Origin of the sequence: Listeria sp. PSOL-1, from assembly GCF_902806445.1 — a bacterium.
GTDB lineage: Bacteria > Bacillota > Bacilli > Lactobacillales > Listeriaceae > Listeria.
On record NZ_LR760298.1, the window covers coordinates 907166 to 924906 of the forward strand.

The 17741-nt window shown below is 36.3% G+C and carries 18 protein-coding genes; 1 reads left to right on the plus strand and 17 read right to left on the minus strand.

Annotation, left to right across the window (positions count from 1 at the left end):
- Window positions 1–98: 98 nt before the first annotated feature.
- From ccpA to G6Q10_RS04490, 10 genes are all read right to left on the minus strand, one after another.
- Window positions 99–1100, minus strand: a complete 1002-nt coding sequence (gene ccpA, locus G6Q10_RS04445; protein ID WP_163655729.1) for a catabolite control protein A — start codon at window positions 1098–1100, stop codon at window positions 99–101.
- A gap of 226 nt (window positions 1101–1326) precedes the next feature.
- The gene (locus G6Q10_RS04450) at window positions 1327–2400 is read right to left on the minus strand and encodes a bifunctional 3-deoxy-7-phosphoheptulonate synthase/chorismate mutase (RefSeq protein ID WP_163653390.1); all 1074 of its coding nucleotides are present in this window, start codon (window positions 2398–2400) and stop codon (window positions 1327–1329) included.
- A gap of 290 nt (window positions 2401–2690) precedes the next feature.
- Window positions 2691–3197, minus strand: a complete 507-nt coding sequence (locus G6Q10_RS04455) for a YtxH domain-containing protein (RefSeq protein ID WP_163655731.1) — start codon at window positions 3195–3197, stop codon at window positions 2691–2693.
- On the minus strand, window positions 3187–3651 hold the full coding sequence (locus tag G6Q10_RS04460) for a DUF948 domain-containing protein (RefSeq protein ID WP_163655733.1): 465 nt from the start codon (window positions 3649–3651) through the stop codon (window positions 3187–3189). The genes G6Q10_RS04455 and G6Q10_RS04460 overlap by 11 nt, the downstream gene beginning before the upstream one ends.
- A gap of 399 nt (window positions 3652–4050) precedes the next feature.
- Complete coding sequence (gene murC / locus G6Q10_RS04465; RefSeq protein ID WP_163653392.1) at window positions 4051–5385, minus strand: UDP-N-acetylmuramate--L-alanine ligase; 1335 nt, start codon at window positions 5383–5385, stop codon at window positions 4051–4053.
- 266 nt (window positions 5386–5651) lie between these two features.
- The gene (locus tag G6Q10_RS04470; RefSeq protein WP_163653394.1) at window positions 5652–7820 is read right to left on the minus strand and encodes a DNA translocase FtsK; all 2169 of its coding nucleotides are present in this window, start codon (window positions 7818–7820) and stop codon (window positions 5652–5654) included.
- Window positions 7821–8210: 390 nt separating this feature from the next.
- A complete protein-coding gene (ytpR, locus tag G6Q10_RS04475) occupies window positions 8211–8840 on the minus strand; it encodes a YtpR family tRNA-binding protein (RefSeq protein ID WP_163653396.1) in 630 nt (209 codons plus the stop codon).
- Between the two features lie 5 nt (window positions 8841–8845).
- A complete protein-coding gene (locus G6Q10_RS04480) occupies window positions 8846–9643 on the minus strand; it encodes a DUF1444 domain-containing protein (RefSeq protein WP_163653398.1) in 798 nt (265 codons plus the stop codon).
- A gap of 12 nt (window positions 9644–9655) precedes the next feature.
- A complete protein-coding gene (locus tag G6Q10_RS04485) occupies window positions 9656–9967 on the minus strand; it encodes a thioredoxin family protein (protein ID WP_163653400.1) in 312 nt (103 codons plus the stop codon).
- A gap of 225 nt (window positions 9968–10192) precedes the next feature.
- Window positions 10193–11269: a M42 family metallopeptidase gene (locus G6Q10_RS04490; protein ID WP_163653402.1), complete on the minus strand. Its 1077-nt coding sequence runs from the start codon at window positions 11267–11269 to the stop codon at window positions 10193–10195.
- A gap of 179 nt (window positions 11270–11448) precedes the next feature.
- Between G6Q10_RS04490 and G6Q10_RS04495 the strand changes: the two genes are divergently transcribed.
- Window positions 11449–11760 (plus strand): PepSY domain-containing protein, encoded by a 312-nt coding sequence (locus G6Q10_RS04495; protein WP_163653405.1) that lies wholly within the window; start codon window positions 11449–11451, stop codon window positions 11758–11760.
- 76 nt (window positions 11761–11836) lie between these two features.
- On the opposite strand, the gene G6Q10_RS04500 is transcribed toward G6Q10_RS04495, so the two are convergent.
- The 7 genes from G6Q10_RS04500 to dat all read right to left on the minus strand — a co-directional run bounded on the left by G6Q10_RS04500 (window position 11837) and on the right by dat (window position 17716).
- Window positions 11837–12046, minus strand: a complete 210-nt coding sequence (locus tag G6Q10_RS04500) for a metal-sensing transcriptional repressor (RefSeq protein ID WP_163655735.1) — start codon at window positions 12044–12046, stop codon at window positions 11837–11839.
- A 152-nt stretch (window positions 12047–12198) separates the two neighbouring features.
- On the minus strand, window positions 12199–13047 hold the full coding sequence (locus G6Q10_RS04505; RefSeq protein ID WP_163653407.1) for a YtnP family quorum-quenching lactonase: 849 nt from the start codon (window positions 13045–13047) through the stop codon (window positions 12199–12201).
- Between the two features lie 91 nt (window positions 13048–13138).
- Window positions 13139–13783 (minus strand): tRNA (guanosine(46)-N7)-methyltransferase TrmB, encoded by a 645-nt coding sequence (gene trmB / locus G6Q10_RS04510; RefSeq protein ID WP_163653410.1) that lies wholly within the window; start codon window positions 13781–13783, stop codon window positions 13139–13141.
- Window positions 13784–13794: 11 nt separating this feature from the next.
- Window positions 13795–14562 (minus strand): phosphotransferase family protein, encoded by a 768-nt coding sequence (locus tag G6Q10_RS04515; RefSeq protein WP_163653413.1) that lies wholly within the window; start codon window positions 14560–14562, stop codon window positions 13795–13797.
- Between the two features lie 244 nt (window positions 14563–14806).
- Entirely contained in the window at window positions 14807–16255 is a 1449-nt protein-coding gene (gene mdrM, locus G6Q10_RS04520; protein ID WP_163653416.1) for a multidrug efflux MFS transporter MdrM, read from the minus strand.
- Window positions 16252–16692: a MarR family winged helix-turn-helix transcriptional regulator gene (locus tag G6Q10_RS04525; protein ID WP_163653419.1), complete on the minus strand. Its 441-nt coding sequence runs from the start codon at window positions 16690–16692 to the stop codon at window positions 16252–16254. The genes mdrM and G6Q10_RS04525 overlap by 4 nt, the downstream gene beginning before the upstream one ends.
- Before the next feature lie 154 nt (window positions 16693–16846).
- Window positions 16847–17716, minus strand: a complete 870-nt coding sequence (dat, locus tag G6Q10_RS04530; protein WP_163653422.1) for a D-amino-acid transaminase — start codon at window positions 17714–17716, stop codon at window positions 16847–16849.
- Window positions 17717–17741: the final 25 nt, after the last annotated feature.

Below are 17741 nucleotides of genomic sequence, written 5' to 3' on the forward strand. Positions count from 1 at the left end.
AATACGAAAAAGCATATTTTTGGGCGTGGTTCCCTTATTTATAACGTCAATAAACACAAAAAGGCATATGCATAATATTTAGCGTATCCATTTACAAATTATCTTGTTGTACCGTACAATTTTTCATTATGTGGTAAAATCACTGTTTTTTCCTCAACGTCTTCATTGGTCATTAACTTTGTTAAAAGCCGCATCGCAACTGCACCGATATCATAAAGTGGCTGTACAATGGTTGAAAGCTGAGGACGCGCCATTAATGTCAATTTTGTATTATTACTAGTCATGACTTCAAAGTCTTTTGGTACCTGTATGCCTGCGTCAAGAACAGCATTTAAAATACCAATAGCAAGTTCATCATTAGTCGCAATAACGGCACTTGGTCTAACTTCTAGGCGATTTAATTTATCCCATACCTCAATACCTGCATCATAATGATAACTTCCTGCTTCAACAACATATTGCTCGTTATATTCGATACCAGCTTCTTTTAAGGCTTCTTTATAACCTGCTAAGCGAAGTTTCCCATTGATCGGTTCATTTAATGCACCACTTACAAAAGCAATCTCTTTATGACCGTTTTTAATGAAGTGTTTAACAGCCGTTTTCGTAGCGGCTTGATAATCAATATTGACAGAAGCCACTTTTTGAGCTAAGTCTACCGCTCCCGCAAGAACAACTGGCGCAGGGGAACGTTCAAATTCTTCTTGTAATTGTTCTGTCACTCTCTCACCCATGTAAATAATTCCATCTACTTGTTTACCTAATAAAGTATTTAAAACTTGTAATTCCTTATCTTCATTTTCATCAGAGCTACTTAAAATAATATTATACTTATACATTGTAGCAATATCTTCAATGCCACGCGCAAGCTCAGCATAAAATACATTTGAAATATCCGGAATAATGACACCAACTGTTGTTGTCCGCTTGCTTGCTAAACCACGCGCTACAGCATTAGGACGATAGCCCAACTGTTTAATCACATCTAATACTTTTTTTCGTGTAATAGGTTTTACATTAGGGTTTCCGTTAACTACTCGCGAAACTGTCGCCATGGAAACACTTGCTTCTCGGGCAACATCATAAATCGTTACGTTCATCATCTTCACACTCCATCATAAAAAATTTCTATACCACCTTGTAAACGTAATCAAAGTTGTCCTCTATTGTATAATACGCTAACTTTTTTCGTTATGCAATGGTTTTCAACTTTTATTTTCATAGCAAACTAGTATAGCTCTTTTTCAAACCAAATACCCTTTAGAATAAAAAGGCAAACTCGCTTTAAAAAGCAAGTTTGCAAAAAGCCTAGCTTTATTTTACTTGTTATTTCATTAAATTAGATGCCAAAATTTCCTTCCAGAAAGCGTCAAATTCTTGAATATCCATTTGTTGAGCAGAGTCAGATAAAGCAACAGCTGGATCAGGGTGAACCTCTGCCATAACGCCATCTGCACCAATTGCAAGAGCAGCTTTTGCGCATGGTAGCAACAAGTCTTTGCGCCCTGTTGAATGTGTAACATCAACCATAACAGGCAAATGCGTTTCTTTTTTCAAAATGGGAACAGCAGAAATATCAAGTGTATTTCGTGTTGCTTTTTCATATGTGCGAATGCCGCGCTCACAAAGAATGATTTTGCCATTCCCTTGTGACATGATATATTCAGCAGCGCCAATGAATTCTTCAATTGTCGCTGATAAACCACGCTTTAATAGAATCGGTTTATCAACACGCCCAGCCTCTTTTAACAGTTCAAAGTTTTGCATGTTACGTGCACCGATTTGGATAACATCCACATATTCTAAAGCTGTCGCAATGTCAGCAGGTGTTACAATTTCACTAATCACACCTAGCCCGTACTCTTCAGAAATTTGTTTTAAAATTTTGAGTCCATTAAGCCCGAGTCCTTGAAAATCATATGGACTTGTACGTGGTTTAAACGCACCTCCGCGAATAAGCTTTAAACCTTTTGCCTTAATCTCTTTAGCCACTTGAGCAACTTGTTCATAAGACTCAACAGAGCATGGCCCAAATACAAATACCGGTTTGCCATTACCAATTGATAAACCATTTACTTCAACAATTGTGTCTTCTTTTTTATTTTTGCGTGAAACAAGTAAGGCCTTAGAGTGGTCCTCTTCTTGTAGTTCTAAACTTGCTTTAAAAATCTGCTTAAATAAATGTTCAATCGTAGAATTCTCAAAAGGTCCATGATTGGCATCTACAATTTGATTAAGCATCTCTCTTTCACGCAAAGGATCAAATCGGAGAGAACCTTGTAAGCCTTTAATCTTTCCAATCTCTTGTATAACATCTGCACGTTTGTTAATTAATTGAAGCAACTCAATGTTTAAGCGATTAACTTCATTTCTAAGTTGATCTAAATCTGTATTTGCCATGCGATTTCCACCCTTCTAAGTTTACGATTCATCATAAATCGGACATATCTTTTTATCTTGATCACTTTTATGCTTAACCGCTTTTAACCATTAAAGTGATGCGTTATTTATTATAATAGCATCTAAAGGCATAAAATGCAAGGAGTATACAACAAAAGAACGGCAAAAAATGAGTCTGAAACACAAACGAAACAAATCAGTGATAAACTTTTGATTTGTCTTGGCATCTATGCCATATTTTCAAGATCAATATGGCTAAACTGTTCGCGTCTCAAACTCATTTTTATTCATTATTTTTTAGCAATCTTTTCTGCTTCTTTCTTGCCTTCTTTAAGTGTTTTTTTTGTATCTTTTTTAGCATCTTTTGCAGCTTTAGCAACATCTTCAGAAGCCGACTCGGCTTCATCTTTTACCTCGTTTGCGGCCTCTTTTACTGCTTGCTTATTTTCTTCAGCATGATCAACAACTTGTTCTTTTACTGCTTTGCCTTGTTTTGCAGTTGTATCAGCTAAACGAGTTGATCTATCTTTGACAACATCAACAAGACCACTTGCTGTATCTACTAATCGGTCTTTCTTTTCTTTTGCTACGTTTCCAATTTCAATACCTTTTTCATAAGCAACGTCTTTTAGCTTCGTTCCTTTTTCTTTAAGTACGTCTACTTGGTCGTTTAAATCTCCGCGAAGTTCTTTACCAGATTTTGGTGCCAGAAGAAGTGCTGTCACGGAACCAACAATTCCTCCAATTAATCCACCGATTAGAAAATCTTTTACATTCATACCGTCTTTATCTGCCATCATTAATCCCTCCAAATTCTGTTTCTTTAACTGCTTCCTTAGTGGATTTATTTGCTTTCATTTTATCTCGAAAAGCAAGAATTGAATTGCTTATAGAGACTGCTCGCGCAAGTTTTGTCTCATTATGTTGAACTTTATTCGTAGCCAATTGTGTTAATTCACGAACAGATTGACTTAAGCCAAGTAAGGAAACCCCAACATCGCCAATTGCATCGAATACAGGATCCACTTTGGCAACTTTGCCATTAACATCTTCTAGTAAATGATTTGTTTTATCGAGCATTTTTTGTGCCTGATCAGTAATTCCCTGTACTTCTACCGTCATTTTGTCGATTGATTTACTTACTTCATCCATCGTTTGCGCAGTAGCCTTCAATGTTTTACTGACAGAAAGTGCAATTACAAATAATGCAATACCTGCAATTAATGCTGCAATATATAAAATAACAATCATCATCCACACCTCCATATTCCTACTTCTTTACCCTAAGCTAAAGTATGTAAAACTTTTATTTGGAACCTTTGTCGTAAAACAAAGTTACCATTAGCTACATTTTAGCAAGGATACACTAAAAAAGAAACTAATATGGATTGTTCGTGTAAATGAAGAGATTTAGTCCATGAATGGTAGATTAGCATTGATTTAAGGTTCAGCTGCCGTTATTGAACTACTCGCTTTTCAATTACTAGGATAGCAAATATTCATTTAATTTTAAGAGACAGAAAACTTTCTCGATTTAATCATGGTAGCCTGCAAAAAATAAAAAAAGCCTAGATATATAATGAAAGTGCTAGGACATAAAACGAATGAGCTCGTCTATGTCCAGACTTATTCTCGATCTAGGTTTTTTATTTAATTAGCCGTCTGCTTTTTTAATGCAATAGGACTTTCATCAAGTATTTTCTCATAGGCTGCCTGAAATTTTTGCACATCTCCTGCGCCCATAAAGAGAATAACTGCATCTTCATATGGCAATAATTCTTCTGTATGATTTTCTTTCATAACATGATGTCCTTTTGTTTTCCGCGCAAGATCTAAAATAGATAAGTTCCCTGTTCTTTCACGTGCAGAAGCGAAAATATCACATAGGTAAACTTTATCAGCTAGATTAAGACTGTCCGCAAAGCCTTGTAAGAAAGCTTCCGTCCTTGTAAATGTATGTGGCTGAAAAACAGCAATGATTTGTTTATCAGGATATTTTTGACGTGCAGCATTCACAGTAGCTCGAATTTCAGATGGATGATGTGCATAATCATCGACTAAAATTTGATGGGCTTTTTCAGTAATACTGAAGCGTCTTTTAACACCTTGAAATGTCTTTAATTCCGCTCGTACTAAATCCATACTTAAACCTTCATAATGACAAAGAGCGATAACGCTAAGTGCATTTAACACATTATGGTCACCATAAGTTGGGATTTCAAAAGTTCCTAAAAATTCTTGCTCGTGATAAACATCAAAGGTTGTTCCTGTTGTTTTTTTGATAATTTTTTTTGCCTGAAACTCATTTTCTTCGCCAAACCCAAAGTAAATCGTTGGAATATCAAGTTCTAAACGACGTAGTTCTACATCATCACCAAGCGCAAAAACAGCTTTTTTCACCTGTTTTCCAAGCGTTTCAAACGCATTAAAAACATCATTTACACTTTTAAAATAATCCGGATGATCCCAGTCAATATTTGTCATAATGGCATAATTTGGTTTGTAAGCTAAGAAATGTCGCTGATATTCACAAGCTTCAAGCGCAAAGTATTCAGCATTTTTTACACCTTTACCTGTACCATCACCAATTAAATAAGAAGTTGGACGAATCGACTCGAGTACATGCGCAAGAAGGCCAGTTGTCGACGTTTTACCGTGTGAACCAGTAATTGCAATACTTGTATAATCCTCAATAAATTGCCCCAAAAATTTATGATAGCGAACAACGGGTAAACCAAGCTCTAATGCTTTTTTTATCTCTTCATGCGTATCAGGAAAAGCATTCCCAGCAATAATTGTTAGGCCCTCATGAATATTATCTTCTGAAAAAGGCAAAATTGGGATTTGCTTTTCTTCTAAAGCTTTTTGAGTGAAAAAATATTTTTCAACATCCGAACCTTGAATCTGATAACCTTTATCGAATAGGACTTGTGCAAGGGCACTCATCCCAGCTCCTTTAATTCCAATAAAATGATAAACTGTCATATCTAATCGGCCCCCATAAATTGATCTGGAAGAGGGTGTCTATTTACCTCAAAAATTGCTTAATAAAAGCAACTAAAAGTGGGAAAACAAAAACTGTTTTCTAGACATCATCTTACTTACTAAAATATTGTAACGTTACTGTAATAATTCATTATAGCATTTTACTGGCAATATAAAAAATAATTGTCGTAATTCACGAAAAAGGTCGCACAAAAACGGTTTACAATTACCAGATAATGTTTTTAAGTGCGATTTTAGCACTAGGACTAATAACTAATTATAGCTTCCTTTTTCTCTCGTAATTTTTCTAATTGTTCGCGTGTAATAATGACATCCCTAGGCTTAGAACCATTTGTTCCAGAAACAATTTGTCTACTTTCAAGTGCATCCATTAAGCGCGCTGCACGGTTATAACCGATTCTAAAGTGTCTTTGAAGTAAAGACGTTGAAGCAGCATTTTGTTTCATCACAAAGTCACACGCTTCGTCAAATAATTCATCATCTTCTACGCGAGATACTTCTTTTGCTAGTAACTCTTGTTCTTCAAAAAGATAGCTCGGTTCGCCCTGCTCTCTTGCAGAAAGAACAACTGCATCAATTTCTTCATCGCTAACAAATGTCCCTTGCAAACGCACTGGTTTGTTTGCACCATTTGCTAAAAAGAGCATATCCCCTCTTCCAAGTAGCTTCTCAGCGCCGCTTGAGTCAAGAATCGTACGTGAATCAATTGAACTCGAAACTGAAAATGAAATACGAGTTGGAATATTTGCTTTGATTAAACCAGTAATGACATCAACAGATGGGCGTTGTGTGGCAACGATCATATGGATTCCACATGCTCTGGCTTTTTGAGCAATTCGACTAATGGCTTCTTCCACATCTGATGGAGCTACCATCATCAAATCAGCTAATTCGTCAATCACAATGAGTACATAAGGTAATTTTTCACCACTATGATCAGGATGGCTAGCGTATTCATTATATTTTTCCATATTACGTACACCTGTATGAGAAAATAGCTGATAGCGGCGTTCCATCTCTTCTACAGCCCATTTTAAAGCAGCCGTTGCAGCTTTGGCATCGGTAATAACCGGACTGACCAAATGTGGGATTCGATTATATGGTGCAAGTTCTACCATTTTTGGATCGATTAAAAGCAATTTTAACTCATCTGGTGTTGCTTTATATAGCAAGCTTACAAGCAGTGAATTGATGCATACACTTTTACCTGAACCGGTTGCCCCTGCAATTAACCCGTGTGGCATCTTTTGTAAATCCGTAATAATTGGTGTACCTGAGATATCAAGCCCAAGTGCAGCTGTTAGTGGTGATGAATTATTTTGAAATAAAGCTGTATTCATAATTTCAGAAAGCATAACGGGTCGACTTCTGAGATTAGGTATTTCAATGCCAACTGTACTCTTTCCAGGAATAGGTGCTTCAATACGAATATCTTTAGCAGCTAAATTTAATTTAATGTCATCTGTTAAGTTGGTTATTTTACTAACTTTAACTCCTTTTTCTGGCTGAACTTCAAAGCGAGTAACAGCGGGTCCTTGCGTTCGATTAACGACACGCGCTTTGACATTGAAATTTTGTAATGTTTCATTTAAAAGTACTTCTTGATGATCGAGCCATTTTTCATCATGAGTTGTTGTAACAGGAGGTGTTAATAAGCCAAAAGAAGGAAAATTATAATTGGATAACATTTGATTATTACCCTCTTTTTCTGCGTTTACTCCATTTTTTTCCAAATCTTGATTGACCATCATGACATTAAATGGAATGTGGCTTTTTTGTCTTGTTTCTGTCTGCTTTGTGAAAGACTTTACTTGTTCTTGGTCATTTGACCGTTCTTTTTCTTTTGATTGAGCGTCTAAATTAGCTGGTTTTTCTTCTTTTTCAATGGAAACCATTTTATGCTGTTCATTTTTTTCAAAAGTTCGTTCTCTTTCGCTCTCCTTCACTTCTGAAATAATTTCTTCGATTTCAGGTAAAGACGTACTTTCTACATTGTTCTCTAAGTTGAACTCAAAATTGCTTGGGCGTTTGTTAAATGCAAATACTGGAGAAGGAACATCTGTTGCAGTAAAAGGGCTTTTTAATATTGGCTCAGCTTCTTGTGTGGGAGATATGTGCGTATCATGAGCAATATCTTGTATTTTTACAGTTTTTTTTGGTTCATCGGGTATCAGTGGAAAACGAAATTCTCCTTTTGGATATTGATACGTCATTTTTGTTTGTACCGTTCGTTTGCTTCGTTGTATGGTTTGCTGATGATTTCTCTGCTTCTCTTCGGCTACATGTAAATGTTTTACTTTATTTTTTGTTGCTTGCTCTGCTTTTTTAATTGGCAGAATTTTTTTTGCTGGTTTTTCTACATATTCTTCTTCCGTTTCCATGTCTCCAAAGAAAAAGTCTTTAAACCATCCCATAATTATCACACCTAATTATTAATTTCTTGTTTGATTCTACCAGACATTTTTAAAATAATCTATTGTTAGCTAATTAATTTGATAAAAAGAGTGGTTATAGACGCCAAAATAGTTGTAATACAGCGGGTTTCCCTGGTATAACTTTTACTTATTTTTCGTTTTCTCATACAAAAAAGTACATTTTTTTATTATATTGTGTACATTTAATTGAGTTAAAAAGAGTCTAGAACATCATGCGATTCAGCTATATTTAAAAAAATATAGCGTATGCTCTACATTCCGAACATGCCCAATCAATGGAAAGTGTTTACAATGAAAGAGGTTTGCCAGAAGCCGGAATCAGAGCGTACGATTGTACGTGAGAATCGGAAATCTAGCAAACCTCTTTCATTATTTTGTGTCTGTTCCAGTAACAGGGAAAATATCGCCTATTTCATATTCATCACTTAGAACTAAAATGCCTTTCTCTTCTGGAGCTAAAGGAATAGCAAGTTCACGCGCTGCACACAGCATACCAAATGACTCAATTCCACGTAAATTAGAGGGCTTAATAATCAAACCACTTGGCATGACAGCCCCTACTTTAGCGACAACTACTTTTTGACCAGTAGCCACGTTTGGAGCGCCACAAACGATTTGGAGTTGCTCATCCTTTATATCTACTAAACAAATACTCAATTTATCAGCATTAGGATGTTTTTCTTTTTTGGTTACATAACCTACAACAAATTTCGGTGTTAGATCAGCTACTAATGTGTCATCGAAGCCACTATGATGGATTACTTGATTGATTTTAAGAAGTAGCTCCTCATCAAGTGTTACTTTGCCTGTTTCAGTAATTTGAAGATATTTTGAACAATTGAAAATGTTGAATCCACTAAGTTCACCATTTTCTTGATTCATTATTTTAGCTACATCTCCTTTTTTGATAAAGGTTCTTTTCTCTCTTTCGACATCAGAAATCGCAACAATTAATGTGTCGCCGATGCCTTCCTTGTTATAAAATAAATTTACAATCACTTTTCTTACTCCTTTGGTCTATTTTTTGCCATAATAAAGATTGGTTCAAGTTTACCATGATGATAGACGAATGGTAAAGACGTAATCGGAACAAAGCCTTCTGCAAAGAATTGCATGGTCATATGTGCTAAAACATCGTATCCACTATCGTCCTTAATATCCGCTATGATTAAAACATCCTGATGCGGAATAGAAAGCACCATCTCCCCTTGGAATTGCTGCTTTAATTTTTCTAAAAATGGAGCATTTAGTAAGCGACTTGCATCATAGCCATCGTTAGCCCGCATGAAATAAAAATCATTTTTCCCAACATGATCTTTTTTTAGCGTTGTCTCTAATTTGCAGATATTATGAAGAGCTATTTTTTTAATATCTGAAATTTGGAAGTTCGCTTTGTTGATATCTTTTTCTGTAATAAAGCGATAAGCATGCTGGTTATCGAAGACATAATAAATCGCTGTCTCTGCTGTATGTTCGGTAGAAATGAATTTTTCACCTTGTTTCGAGCTTTTTGGGAAAGAAGCTGCTCGTATGACAGGAAATATTTTTTCTGGATGTCCTTTTAAATCAACCACTAAATTTTCTGCTCTGAATCCTTCGTTGACATAATAAACGATATTTTGTAGCGCACTTTCGCCTTCTTCTTCAAAGCGGTGAATAATTTGGGGGATTTGCAAGGTGATCTTTTTATTTTGCTCCGTCACAACGAGTTGTTCTTTATCAGGTTGAAACAAAAAGGTGCGATTTTCGCCTTTGAGGCATGCTTCTAATTTCTCTTTCATCATTAAAGTCGTGATCTTCATTTTATCCCCCGTTTAAAGCGCTGCTAAAAAATCATTAATTTGTTCTTTTGTTTTGCGTTCTTTACTTACAAAACGTCCAATTTCTTCATCATCATCAAAAGCAACAAAACTTGGAATTCCAAAAATGGCGAGCTCTGAACAAAGGTCAATAAAGGCGTCACGATCAACAAGATAAAAGTTAAAATCTTGGTTTTCTTGTTCGATTTCAGGGATGGCCGGTTTAATAAAAAGGCAATCACCACACCAGTCAGCGCTAAACATGAAAACGTTCTTTCCTTGTGCTTTTATTTTTTTGAACTGTTCAACCGTTTCTAAATTTTTCATAAAAATGCAGCTCCTTCACTCTATTTCTTTTTGCGTTCATATTTATAAAAATCAAAAGCACTAACAGCTAAAATTAAGATGCCACTACAAAATGACGTTATGATCCATCCAAAAGATGTCTGCTTAAAATAAGCCATTCGCATAAATGAGCAGGTAAAAAAACAAGTGAACTTATCACTAAAATACTGCCAAGCCAAACGACCGGTTGTTTTAACCATTTTTCCATCAGGCGTTATCTTTTATCGTTTCATAAGTTGTTTTATCGAGCGTTCGTATAATCGTTGTGATCATTTCTTTAGCAGCTACATAATCATCCATGTGCAAAATTGAATTAGAAGAATGAATATAACGAGCAGGAACACCAATCACTGCGCTTGGAATTCCAGCTAGCGAAGTATGAACCTTCCCTGCATCTGTCCCTCCACCAGGGGAAATAAAATATTGATAATTAATTTTATTTGTTTCTGCTGTATCAAGAAGAAAGTCACGCATACCACGATGCATGATCATTGTCCTGTCATAAATACGCAGCAAAAATCCTTTGCCTAATTGTCCAAATTGTGTTTTGTCACCAATCATATCATTTGCAGGACTTGCGTCTAATGCAAAAAACAAATCAGGTTTAATCAGGTGTGCACTAACACCGGCACCTCGTAATCCTACTTCCTCTTGCACGTTAGCGCCAGCATAAAGCGTATTAGGTAATTTTTCACCCTGAACCTCTTTTAAAAGCTCAATGGCAAGCCCTACTCCATAGCGATTATCCCAAGATTTCGCCATGATTTTTTTCGGATTGGCTAGATGTGTAAACTCTGCAACTGGGACAACGAATTGACCAGGTTTGATCCCTAGTTTTAAAACATCTTCTTTGGAATCAGCGCCTATATCAATAAATAACTTTCCTATCTCAATTGGTTTTGCTTTTTCAGCAGCAGAAAGTAAATGCGGCGGAATGGAGGAAATAACACCAATCACAGGACCGCTTTTTGTCATGACTTGAACACGTTGCGCTTGTATAACTTGCGGGCTTATACCACCAAGCGCCTCAAAATAGAGCATCCCATTTTCAGAAATTCGCGTAACCATGAAACCAACTTCATCCATATGTCCCGCGACTTGGATGCGTGGTCCTGATTCGCTACCATAACGCACACCAAAGATACCACCTAGCCCATCTTGAATGACTTCATCTGATAATGGTTGAATCATTTTCATAACATAATCACGAATGCGAAATTCATCACCTGGGGCACCCTGTAATTCAGTTAGTGTTTTAAACATTGATAACGTTTCTTTATTCACCTTTTAATCATCCTTTTCTCTATTTTCAGCTTTATTATAGCAGACTCTAGTGATAAAAACTGTTTTGTTGTTTTCATTTGAAAGCGTCTAACAAAAAACTTTTCATTCTTTTAAAGTATAGTATAATGATAAGTAGAAACTACAAAGCTTAATCGCAATAAAAACTAGGGAGGAATACAATGAACTGGAAAACTTTTATTGCCGGATCTTTAGCAGGAGCGGCAGTCGGTCACTTAATTTATCATTATCTTTTAGAGGATAAAGCCATCTCAGGCGATGTTATTTTAGAAAAAGTGAAAGAGGCGTTTAAAAAAGAAGGACCTATTGAAGGTTCATGGATTCAATTAAAAAAACAGCACTACAAAAAGTATGCCATTGACACTTTTGTTTACCATGGTGGCATTACCGCAGTTCGTGAAGGGGAGAAATTGCAATTTGAATTTATTGCAGATGTAAACACAGGTACCATTATTGATGTTTATTTAACTTAATTGCTTTAGAAAAACGAAGGTAAAGCGGTTGTATTTGTGGAAATGATCAAAATCCACAAATACAACCGCTTTATCTTTAGCGCAAAAATGAATCAATTTGTTTCTTCAAATCGACTTTATTGATTTTAGCACTAGTCGAGCTTGTAATTTGCTCTTCAAAAATGACTTTTTGCGTTCCTTCTAATGCTTTTTTTACTGCGCCTATTTGAATCATGATATCTGCTAAATCGCGTTCATCTTGAAGCATTGTTTTAATCGACCGAACGTGCCCTTCTATTTTCGCCATGCGATGAATTATTTTTGTGCGTTTGATTTCGTCCACGGATACCCACCCCCCCTATATTCAGAAGAACCCCTGGGCCGGGATAAAAAGTCTAGCAATGTCGACGGTCCTTAGGTTTCCTTTGATAAAAAAGCATTATACCCTGAAACATCCATTCATTTCATTCGCTTTACTTCCTCCACCCGATTTCCAAAAACATCAAATTTAACAGCACGATAAAAATAGTCATGATAAAATAAAAACCAACTTTTCCCATCCATCCATTTGGTAAAGATTTCTTGTTTCTTGTAAATTGAATCCATGGGATAATCATCATAAGCTGTGACCCAGAGCACATTTTGATGCGCGCTTGTTGGAAAAATATCACCCATGTGTATGGCACGCTCTCCATTTGTTTCGATTGTAACAACTGCGTGCCCAGCGCTATGGCCGCCAGTATGACGTAAACTGATACCAGGTGCAACTTCTTTATTTTCTTTAAAACAAACGATTTGCTCTTTAATTGCTTGGTAATTTTCTTCCCAATAGGTTGCCTTTGAACGGATATTTGGTTTTTGCATTTCTTGCCATTCTATTTCAGAAGTAATAATCTGAGCATTTTTAAAAAGGGAATGGTAACTCTTTTTTTCATGATCATAAGCGGTTAAGCCAAGAACATGGTCAAAATGAAGATGCGTCATTAAAACAAAATCAATCTCCTCTGGTGCAACACCAAGTGCAGCCAAATCTCTAATAACAGAAGATTCCGCTACTACGCCGTAATTTCTTTTCTGTTTATCAGTCAAACGCCCCTCGCCAAGCCCTGCATCAATTAGAAAATGCTTATTTTGGTAAGTAAAATACATTGGATCCGTAACGTTTAGGACTTGATTTTTATTATTTGCTGGATATTTCTTTTGCCAAAGCGCTTTAGGAACAACACCGAACATCGCTCCACCATCAAAACCAGTAATTCCTCCATTTAACCAATAAATAGTAATTTCACCTATTTGCAGTTTATCCATTTTTACCCACCTCTTAGTTTACATAATATAATTATTGTTATCTTTTTAAAAAAATAGACCTTGCTTCGTGAAGAAACAAGATCTAGAGACTTTAATTTGCCTTAAAAGAAGCTTCCAACCGATAAATAGGATAGCCTTGTTTAGAGAATTTCTCCTCGTATTCTGTCATGATATTATCTTCAAACTGACTTTGATGCAAATCTAATGAAACATATTGAAGTAAAAGGCCATACTCAGAAAAAGCTTGGAGTGTATATTCAAACAAACCGCGATTATCTGTTTTAAAGTGGATTTCACCTGATTGCGGTAGAAGATGTTGGTAAATTGTTAAGAAACGAGGATTGGTTAACCTTCGCTTAGTATGTCTTTTTTTAGGCCATGGATCAGAAAAATTTAAATAAATACGTTCGATTTCATCTGGTGAAAAATAATCAGTTAAGTTGCCTCCATCTACAGCAAGGAGGCGCAGATTTTTCACATCAGCGGCCAGTGCTTTATCAAGTGCAAGGACCAAAACACTTTCTACTACTTCAATTCCAATGTAATTAATCCGTTCATTTTGTTTCGCCATCCCAGAGATAAATTGTCCTTTGCCAGAACCAATCTCAATATGAATCGGATGATGGTTGCCAAATACTGTATGCCAATTTCCCTTTAGCTCTGTAGGATTTTGCACACAAATTTCAGGGTGTGCTAGTAATTTGTCTTTTGCCCAAGGCTTATGTTTTACGCGCATTTCATTTCTCCTTATTCGTTTGTGATACTTATTAACAGATGTTGTAGTTTTTCTTTTTCTGCAAAATGGTTTTTTGTGTGCAGTCTGTTAAGAATTTGTAAAAAGGCATACCACTTCAACTTTTGCTGGTAAGCTGCATCAAGGATAATTCCACTAGAAGATAATAGCTCTTCCCATTTGTTTTTCGGTATGTATTGATAAAGAAGCATAGCCAGATCAATGGCCGGATCAGCCAGCAAAGCCTCATCCCAATCAACAAGAAACATTTCGCCTGCTTCTGAGATAATCCAATTATTATGATGAATATCACCGTGGCAAACAGTATGGACTTCTTCAATGATTTCGGATACTTTTTCTTCTAAATAGCAGAGTGCGGCTTGTTCTACTTCAGTCAAAACAACAGGAAGTTTCTCTTTTAATCGTTCAAGCAAAATGGGTGCAGATAAATCACGATCTTCAATTTTAGCAAGCATTGCTCGAAGTGGCTTGGATTGATGGATCTTAAAAAGGATTTCAGTCACACGTGGGTCTGTCATTTCATCAGCAGTTAAAATATGAGCGTTAATCCATTTTTGAGCAGTGATAACATCCCCATTTTCAACGCGCCTTGTCCAAATTAACTTAGGGACAATTTTTTCAACAGAAAGCGCCGCTAAAAAAGGCGAGGAATTTCGTTTTAAGAAGAATTTCTCGTCCTTATGGATGGCTACAAATGCTTGGCCGGTCTCTCCACCAGCCGGACTAATATCATATTCAGTTCCGAAAAAATAATCCTTCATAACAAAACACACCTTTTTCTTTTAGAACTTTTTCATTCATCCCAAAAGTAATCCTAAGAACGTTCAATGATTGTTGTTAAATTAAATTTTACTTCTCTTAACGGAGCAAGTCAAGTCAACATATGTTCGAATTTACTGCCTAAATAAAATAAACCAGCGATAAACACTCGCTTTACAAGGGCTTTTGAAGTTTTACATCTAAGCTCTGAAATTGAGATGTTTTCGCTTAATTTATCAACCATTTTTAAACTTGTTTTAGTCCATTTATTTTTCGCTTAATAAAAAGTGTTAAAACCGCAGCAACTGCTGATAGAATGGCAGCAACCATAAAGGCCATTTCGATACCATGAATAAGAACATGATTAGCAATTTCTTGTTTACTTTTTCCTGCTACCTCAGCCAACGTTAAATTTTTTGAAAAGCTTGTAGCGCTTTTTGACATGACTGTAATTAACGCAGCCGTCCCAATAGATCCAGCAACTTGACGGGCTGTATTAAACATCGCTGAAGCATGACTTGCTGCACTTAATGGTAACGAATTTAAAGCAGCGGTTTGAAGCGGCATCATAACCATTGCCATGCCACTAGCACGGATGGTTTGAACAATCACAACATACACAAGTGTTGTTTCTTCATCCAAATTGGTAAACATAAAGGTTGTAATGGTCATAATAAGTAAACCAACAAACGACAAATACTTAGCGCCAAATTTGTCAAACATAGCTCCTGTAACTGGTGAAAGTAGTGCTGTCATAAAAGCACCAGGAAGAAGTACTACCCCTGATTCAAGCGGTGAAAAGCCTCTAACATTTTGCAAAAAAATAGGAAGTAATAACATACCACCATAAAGGCCCATCATGACGAAAAAGCTGATGGTTGTCGTTAAAGTGAATGTCACATTCTTGAACACTTTAAAATTAAGGAGTGGTGCCTTCCTTTTATCTTGGGTAGTGACAAAAAGTGTAAGGACAATTAATCCAATGACAATAAAACCGGCTACTTTAAAGGTTAACCAATCATGATCCCCAGCATTACTAAATCCAAGTAATAAGCTACCAAAGCCAATCGTCGACATGATTAATCCCAGAATATCTAATCGTGGGAATGAACGTTTACCAACATTTTTAAGTAAGAATATCGCAACGATGATATCTAATACGGCAAAAGGAATAATGATGAAAAAAAGATCGCGCCAATCGAAGTCTTGAACAATCCAACCAGAAAGCGTCGGACCAATAGCAGGCGCAAAATTCATTGCAAGTCCAATCAATCCCATTGCCCGACCACGTCTTTCTAGCGGGAATAAATTTAAAACGACAACTGTAAGTAAAGGCATAACGATCCCTGCTCCAATAGCTTGTATCATTCTTCCTGCGATTAACATCGGATAATTGAAAGAAAATCCTCCAATGAGCGTCCCAAGGGCAAAAGTCATCATTGCAAATAGGTAAAGTTGCCGTGTTGTAAATCGTTCAATCAAAAAAGCAGTGGTCGGAATCATCACGCCATTTACAAGCATGAATCCAGTCGAAAGCCACTGTCCTTGACTTGCAGTAATATTAAAATCACGCATGATACTTGGTAAAGCAACATTCATTAATGTTTGGTTTAATATTGTTACAAAAGCGCCCATTAACATCACAATTAAAATTCCGTCTCGTTTTACAGCACTTGTTGAAGCTTTCATATTCATTTATTGGCTCCCTCTCTTTCTAAGATTGTTAAAATTTTATGATGGGTTTTTAGCATATTTTGCAATTCTTTTTCATCAATTTCTAAAATGGGATCAAGTCTTTTGAAAAAAAGATCATAGGTTTCTGTTGCTTTTTGATCGCCCATTTCTGTTAACTTTAAATTTAAAGTACGTCGGTTTTGATCATTACGTGTACGCGATAAAAAACCTGCTTTAACTAAGCGATCGACAATACCTGAAACAGTGCTTTTTCCTAATTTCATCCGCTCAGCTAGCTCTCCTAATGTCAAATGTGGCTCCTTTTTAATTGTACTAAGTGCAAGTAACTGCATCACTGTAATTTCACGTCTACTTGCCTCTTCAGCAAGAAAATAATGCGTTTTTCGCTGGACTTCACGGAATGATAAAATCACTTCACGAACGAGTTTTTCATTCATTTTTTGCATGCTCCTTTTTGTTCGCATAAAAACATTTCGCATACGAACTATTATCGTATTAAATTATACGCCTTAAGGAAAAAAAGTCAACCCTCTTTCAGCACATAAAAAAACCCCTTCAATCACTAAATTAGTTTTTGAAGAGGATCTATTTTTATTTAACGGCTTCAAATTCGCCGCATTGACGAATCACTTCTTGTTCATATAGTTCATGGAGACGCGCAGAAATCGGTCCACGCAAGCCATTCCCAATCACAGTACCGTCAATGGCCGTAATGGGTGTAATTTCTAAGGTTGTACTAGAAATGAAGACTTCATCTGCTCCATGTAAGTCAGCTAATGTAAAATCAGCTTCGTGCACGGTGATTCCATTTTTTCTAGCGACATCTAAAATAACTTGGCGTGTGATCCCATTTAAGATGAGATTATCTGATTGGTGTGTCCATAATTCACCATCTTTAATGATCATCACATTTGACGCGGAGCACTCCGTTACAATATCTCCTCGGTGTAAAATCGCTTCTAGCGCACCTGCTTTATGGGCTTTATTTTTTGCCATAATGTTTCCTAGTAAGCTGATACTTTTAATATCACAACGAAGCCAACGAACATCTTCTGCTGTAATTGCTGAGCCTCCAGAAACAAATTTTTCCAAGTTACGTGGGACTTCTGTGGTTGACGCGGTAAGCACGCCTTCTAACGGAAAATCATCAGGAATAATATGATTACGTGGCATTTGAATGCCTCGTGAAACTTGCAAATAAACATTTCCAGTATGAATATCATTTTCTTTGACTAAAGTCGTAAGTAATTCACGCAACGTATCTTTGGAAAAAGGAATGGCTAGTTCGATTTTAGCCGCACTTTCATATAGACGGTCAATATGCTCGTTAAATGTGAAAAAACGGCGATTATATAGACGAACCACTTCATAGACCCCATCACCAAATTGATAACCACGATCTTCTATGTCAACAAACGCTTGATCTCGCTCTAACAGTTGATCATTAACTAGTACTTTCATTTCGAATCACTCCTAATTTCTGTGA

Bases quoted from the DNA above. Each gene is read 5' to 3' on its own strand.
- ccpA (WP_163655729.1), bottom strand. From the start codon at position 1,100: ATGAACGTAACGATTTATGATGTTGCCCGAGAAGCAAGTGTTTCCATG.
- G6Q10_RS04450 (WP_163653390.1), bottom strand. From the start codon at position 2,400: ATGGCAAATACAGATTTAGATCAACTTAGAAATGAAGTTAATCGCTTA.
- G6Q10_RS04455 (WP_163655731.1), bottom strand. From the start codon at position 3,197: ATGGCAGATAAAGACGGTATGAATGTAAAAGATTTTCTAATCGGTGGA.
- G6Q10_RS04460 (WP_163655733.1), bottom strand. From the start codon at position 3,651: ATGATTGTTATTTTATATATTGCAGCATTAATTGCAGGTATTGCATTA.
- murC (WP_163653392.1), bottom strand. From the start codon at position 5,385: ATGACAGTTTATCATTTTATTGGAATTAAAGGAGCTGGGATGAGTGCC.
- G6Q10_RS04470 (WP_163653394.1), bottom strand. From the start codon at position 7,820: ATGGGATGGTTTAAAGACTTTTTCTTTGGAGACATGGAAACGGAAGAA.
- G6Q10_RS04480 (WP_163653398.1), bottom strand. From the start codon at position 9,643: ATGAAGATCACGACTTTAATGATGAAAGAGAAATTAGAAGCATGCCTC.
- G6Q10_RS04485 (WP_163653400.1), bottom strand. From the start codon at position 9,967: ATGAAAAATTTAGAAACGGTTGAACAGTTCAAAAAAATAAAAGCACAA.
- G6Q10_RS04495 (WP_163653405.1), top strand. From the start codon at position 11,449: ATGAACTGGAAAACTTTTATTGCCGGATCTTTAGCAGGAGCGGCAGTC.
- G6Q10_RS04500 (WP_163655735.1), bottom strand. From the start codon at position 12,046: ATGGCGAAAATAGAAGGGCACGTTCGGTCGATTAAAACAATGCTTCAA.
- G6Q10_RS04505 (WP_163653407.1), bottom strand. From the start codon at position 13,047: ATGGATAAACTGCAAATAGGTGAAATTACTATTTATTGGTTAAATGGA.
- trmB (WP_163653410.1), bottom strand. From the start codon at position 13,783: ATGCGCGTAAAACATAAGCCTTGGGCAAAAGACAAATTACTAGCACAC.
- G6Q10_RS04515 (WP_163653413.1), bottom strand. From the start codon at position 14,562: ATGAAGGATTATTTTTTCGGAACTGAATATGATATTAGTCCGGCTGGT.
- mdrM (WP_163653416.1), bottom strand. From the start codon at position 16,255: ATGAATATGAAAGCTTCAACAAGTGCTGTAAAACGAGACGGAATTTTA.
- G6Q10_RS04525 (WP_163653419.1), bottom strand. From the start codon at position 16,692: ATGAATGAAAAACTCGTTCGTGAAGTGATTTTATCATTCCGTGAAGTC.
- dat (WP_163653422.1), bottom strand. From the start codon at position 17,716: ATGAAAGTACTAGTTAATGATCAACTGTTAGAGCGAGATCAAGCGTTT.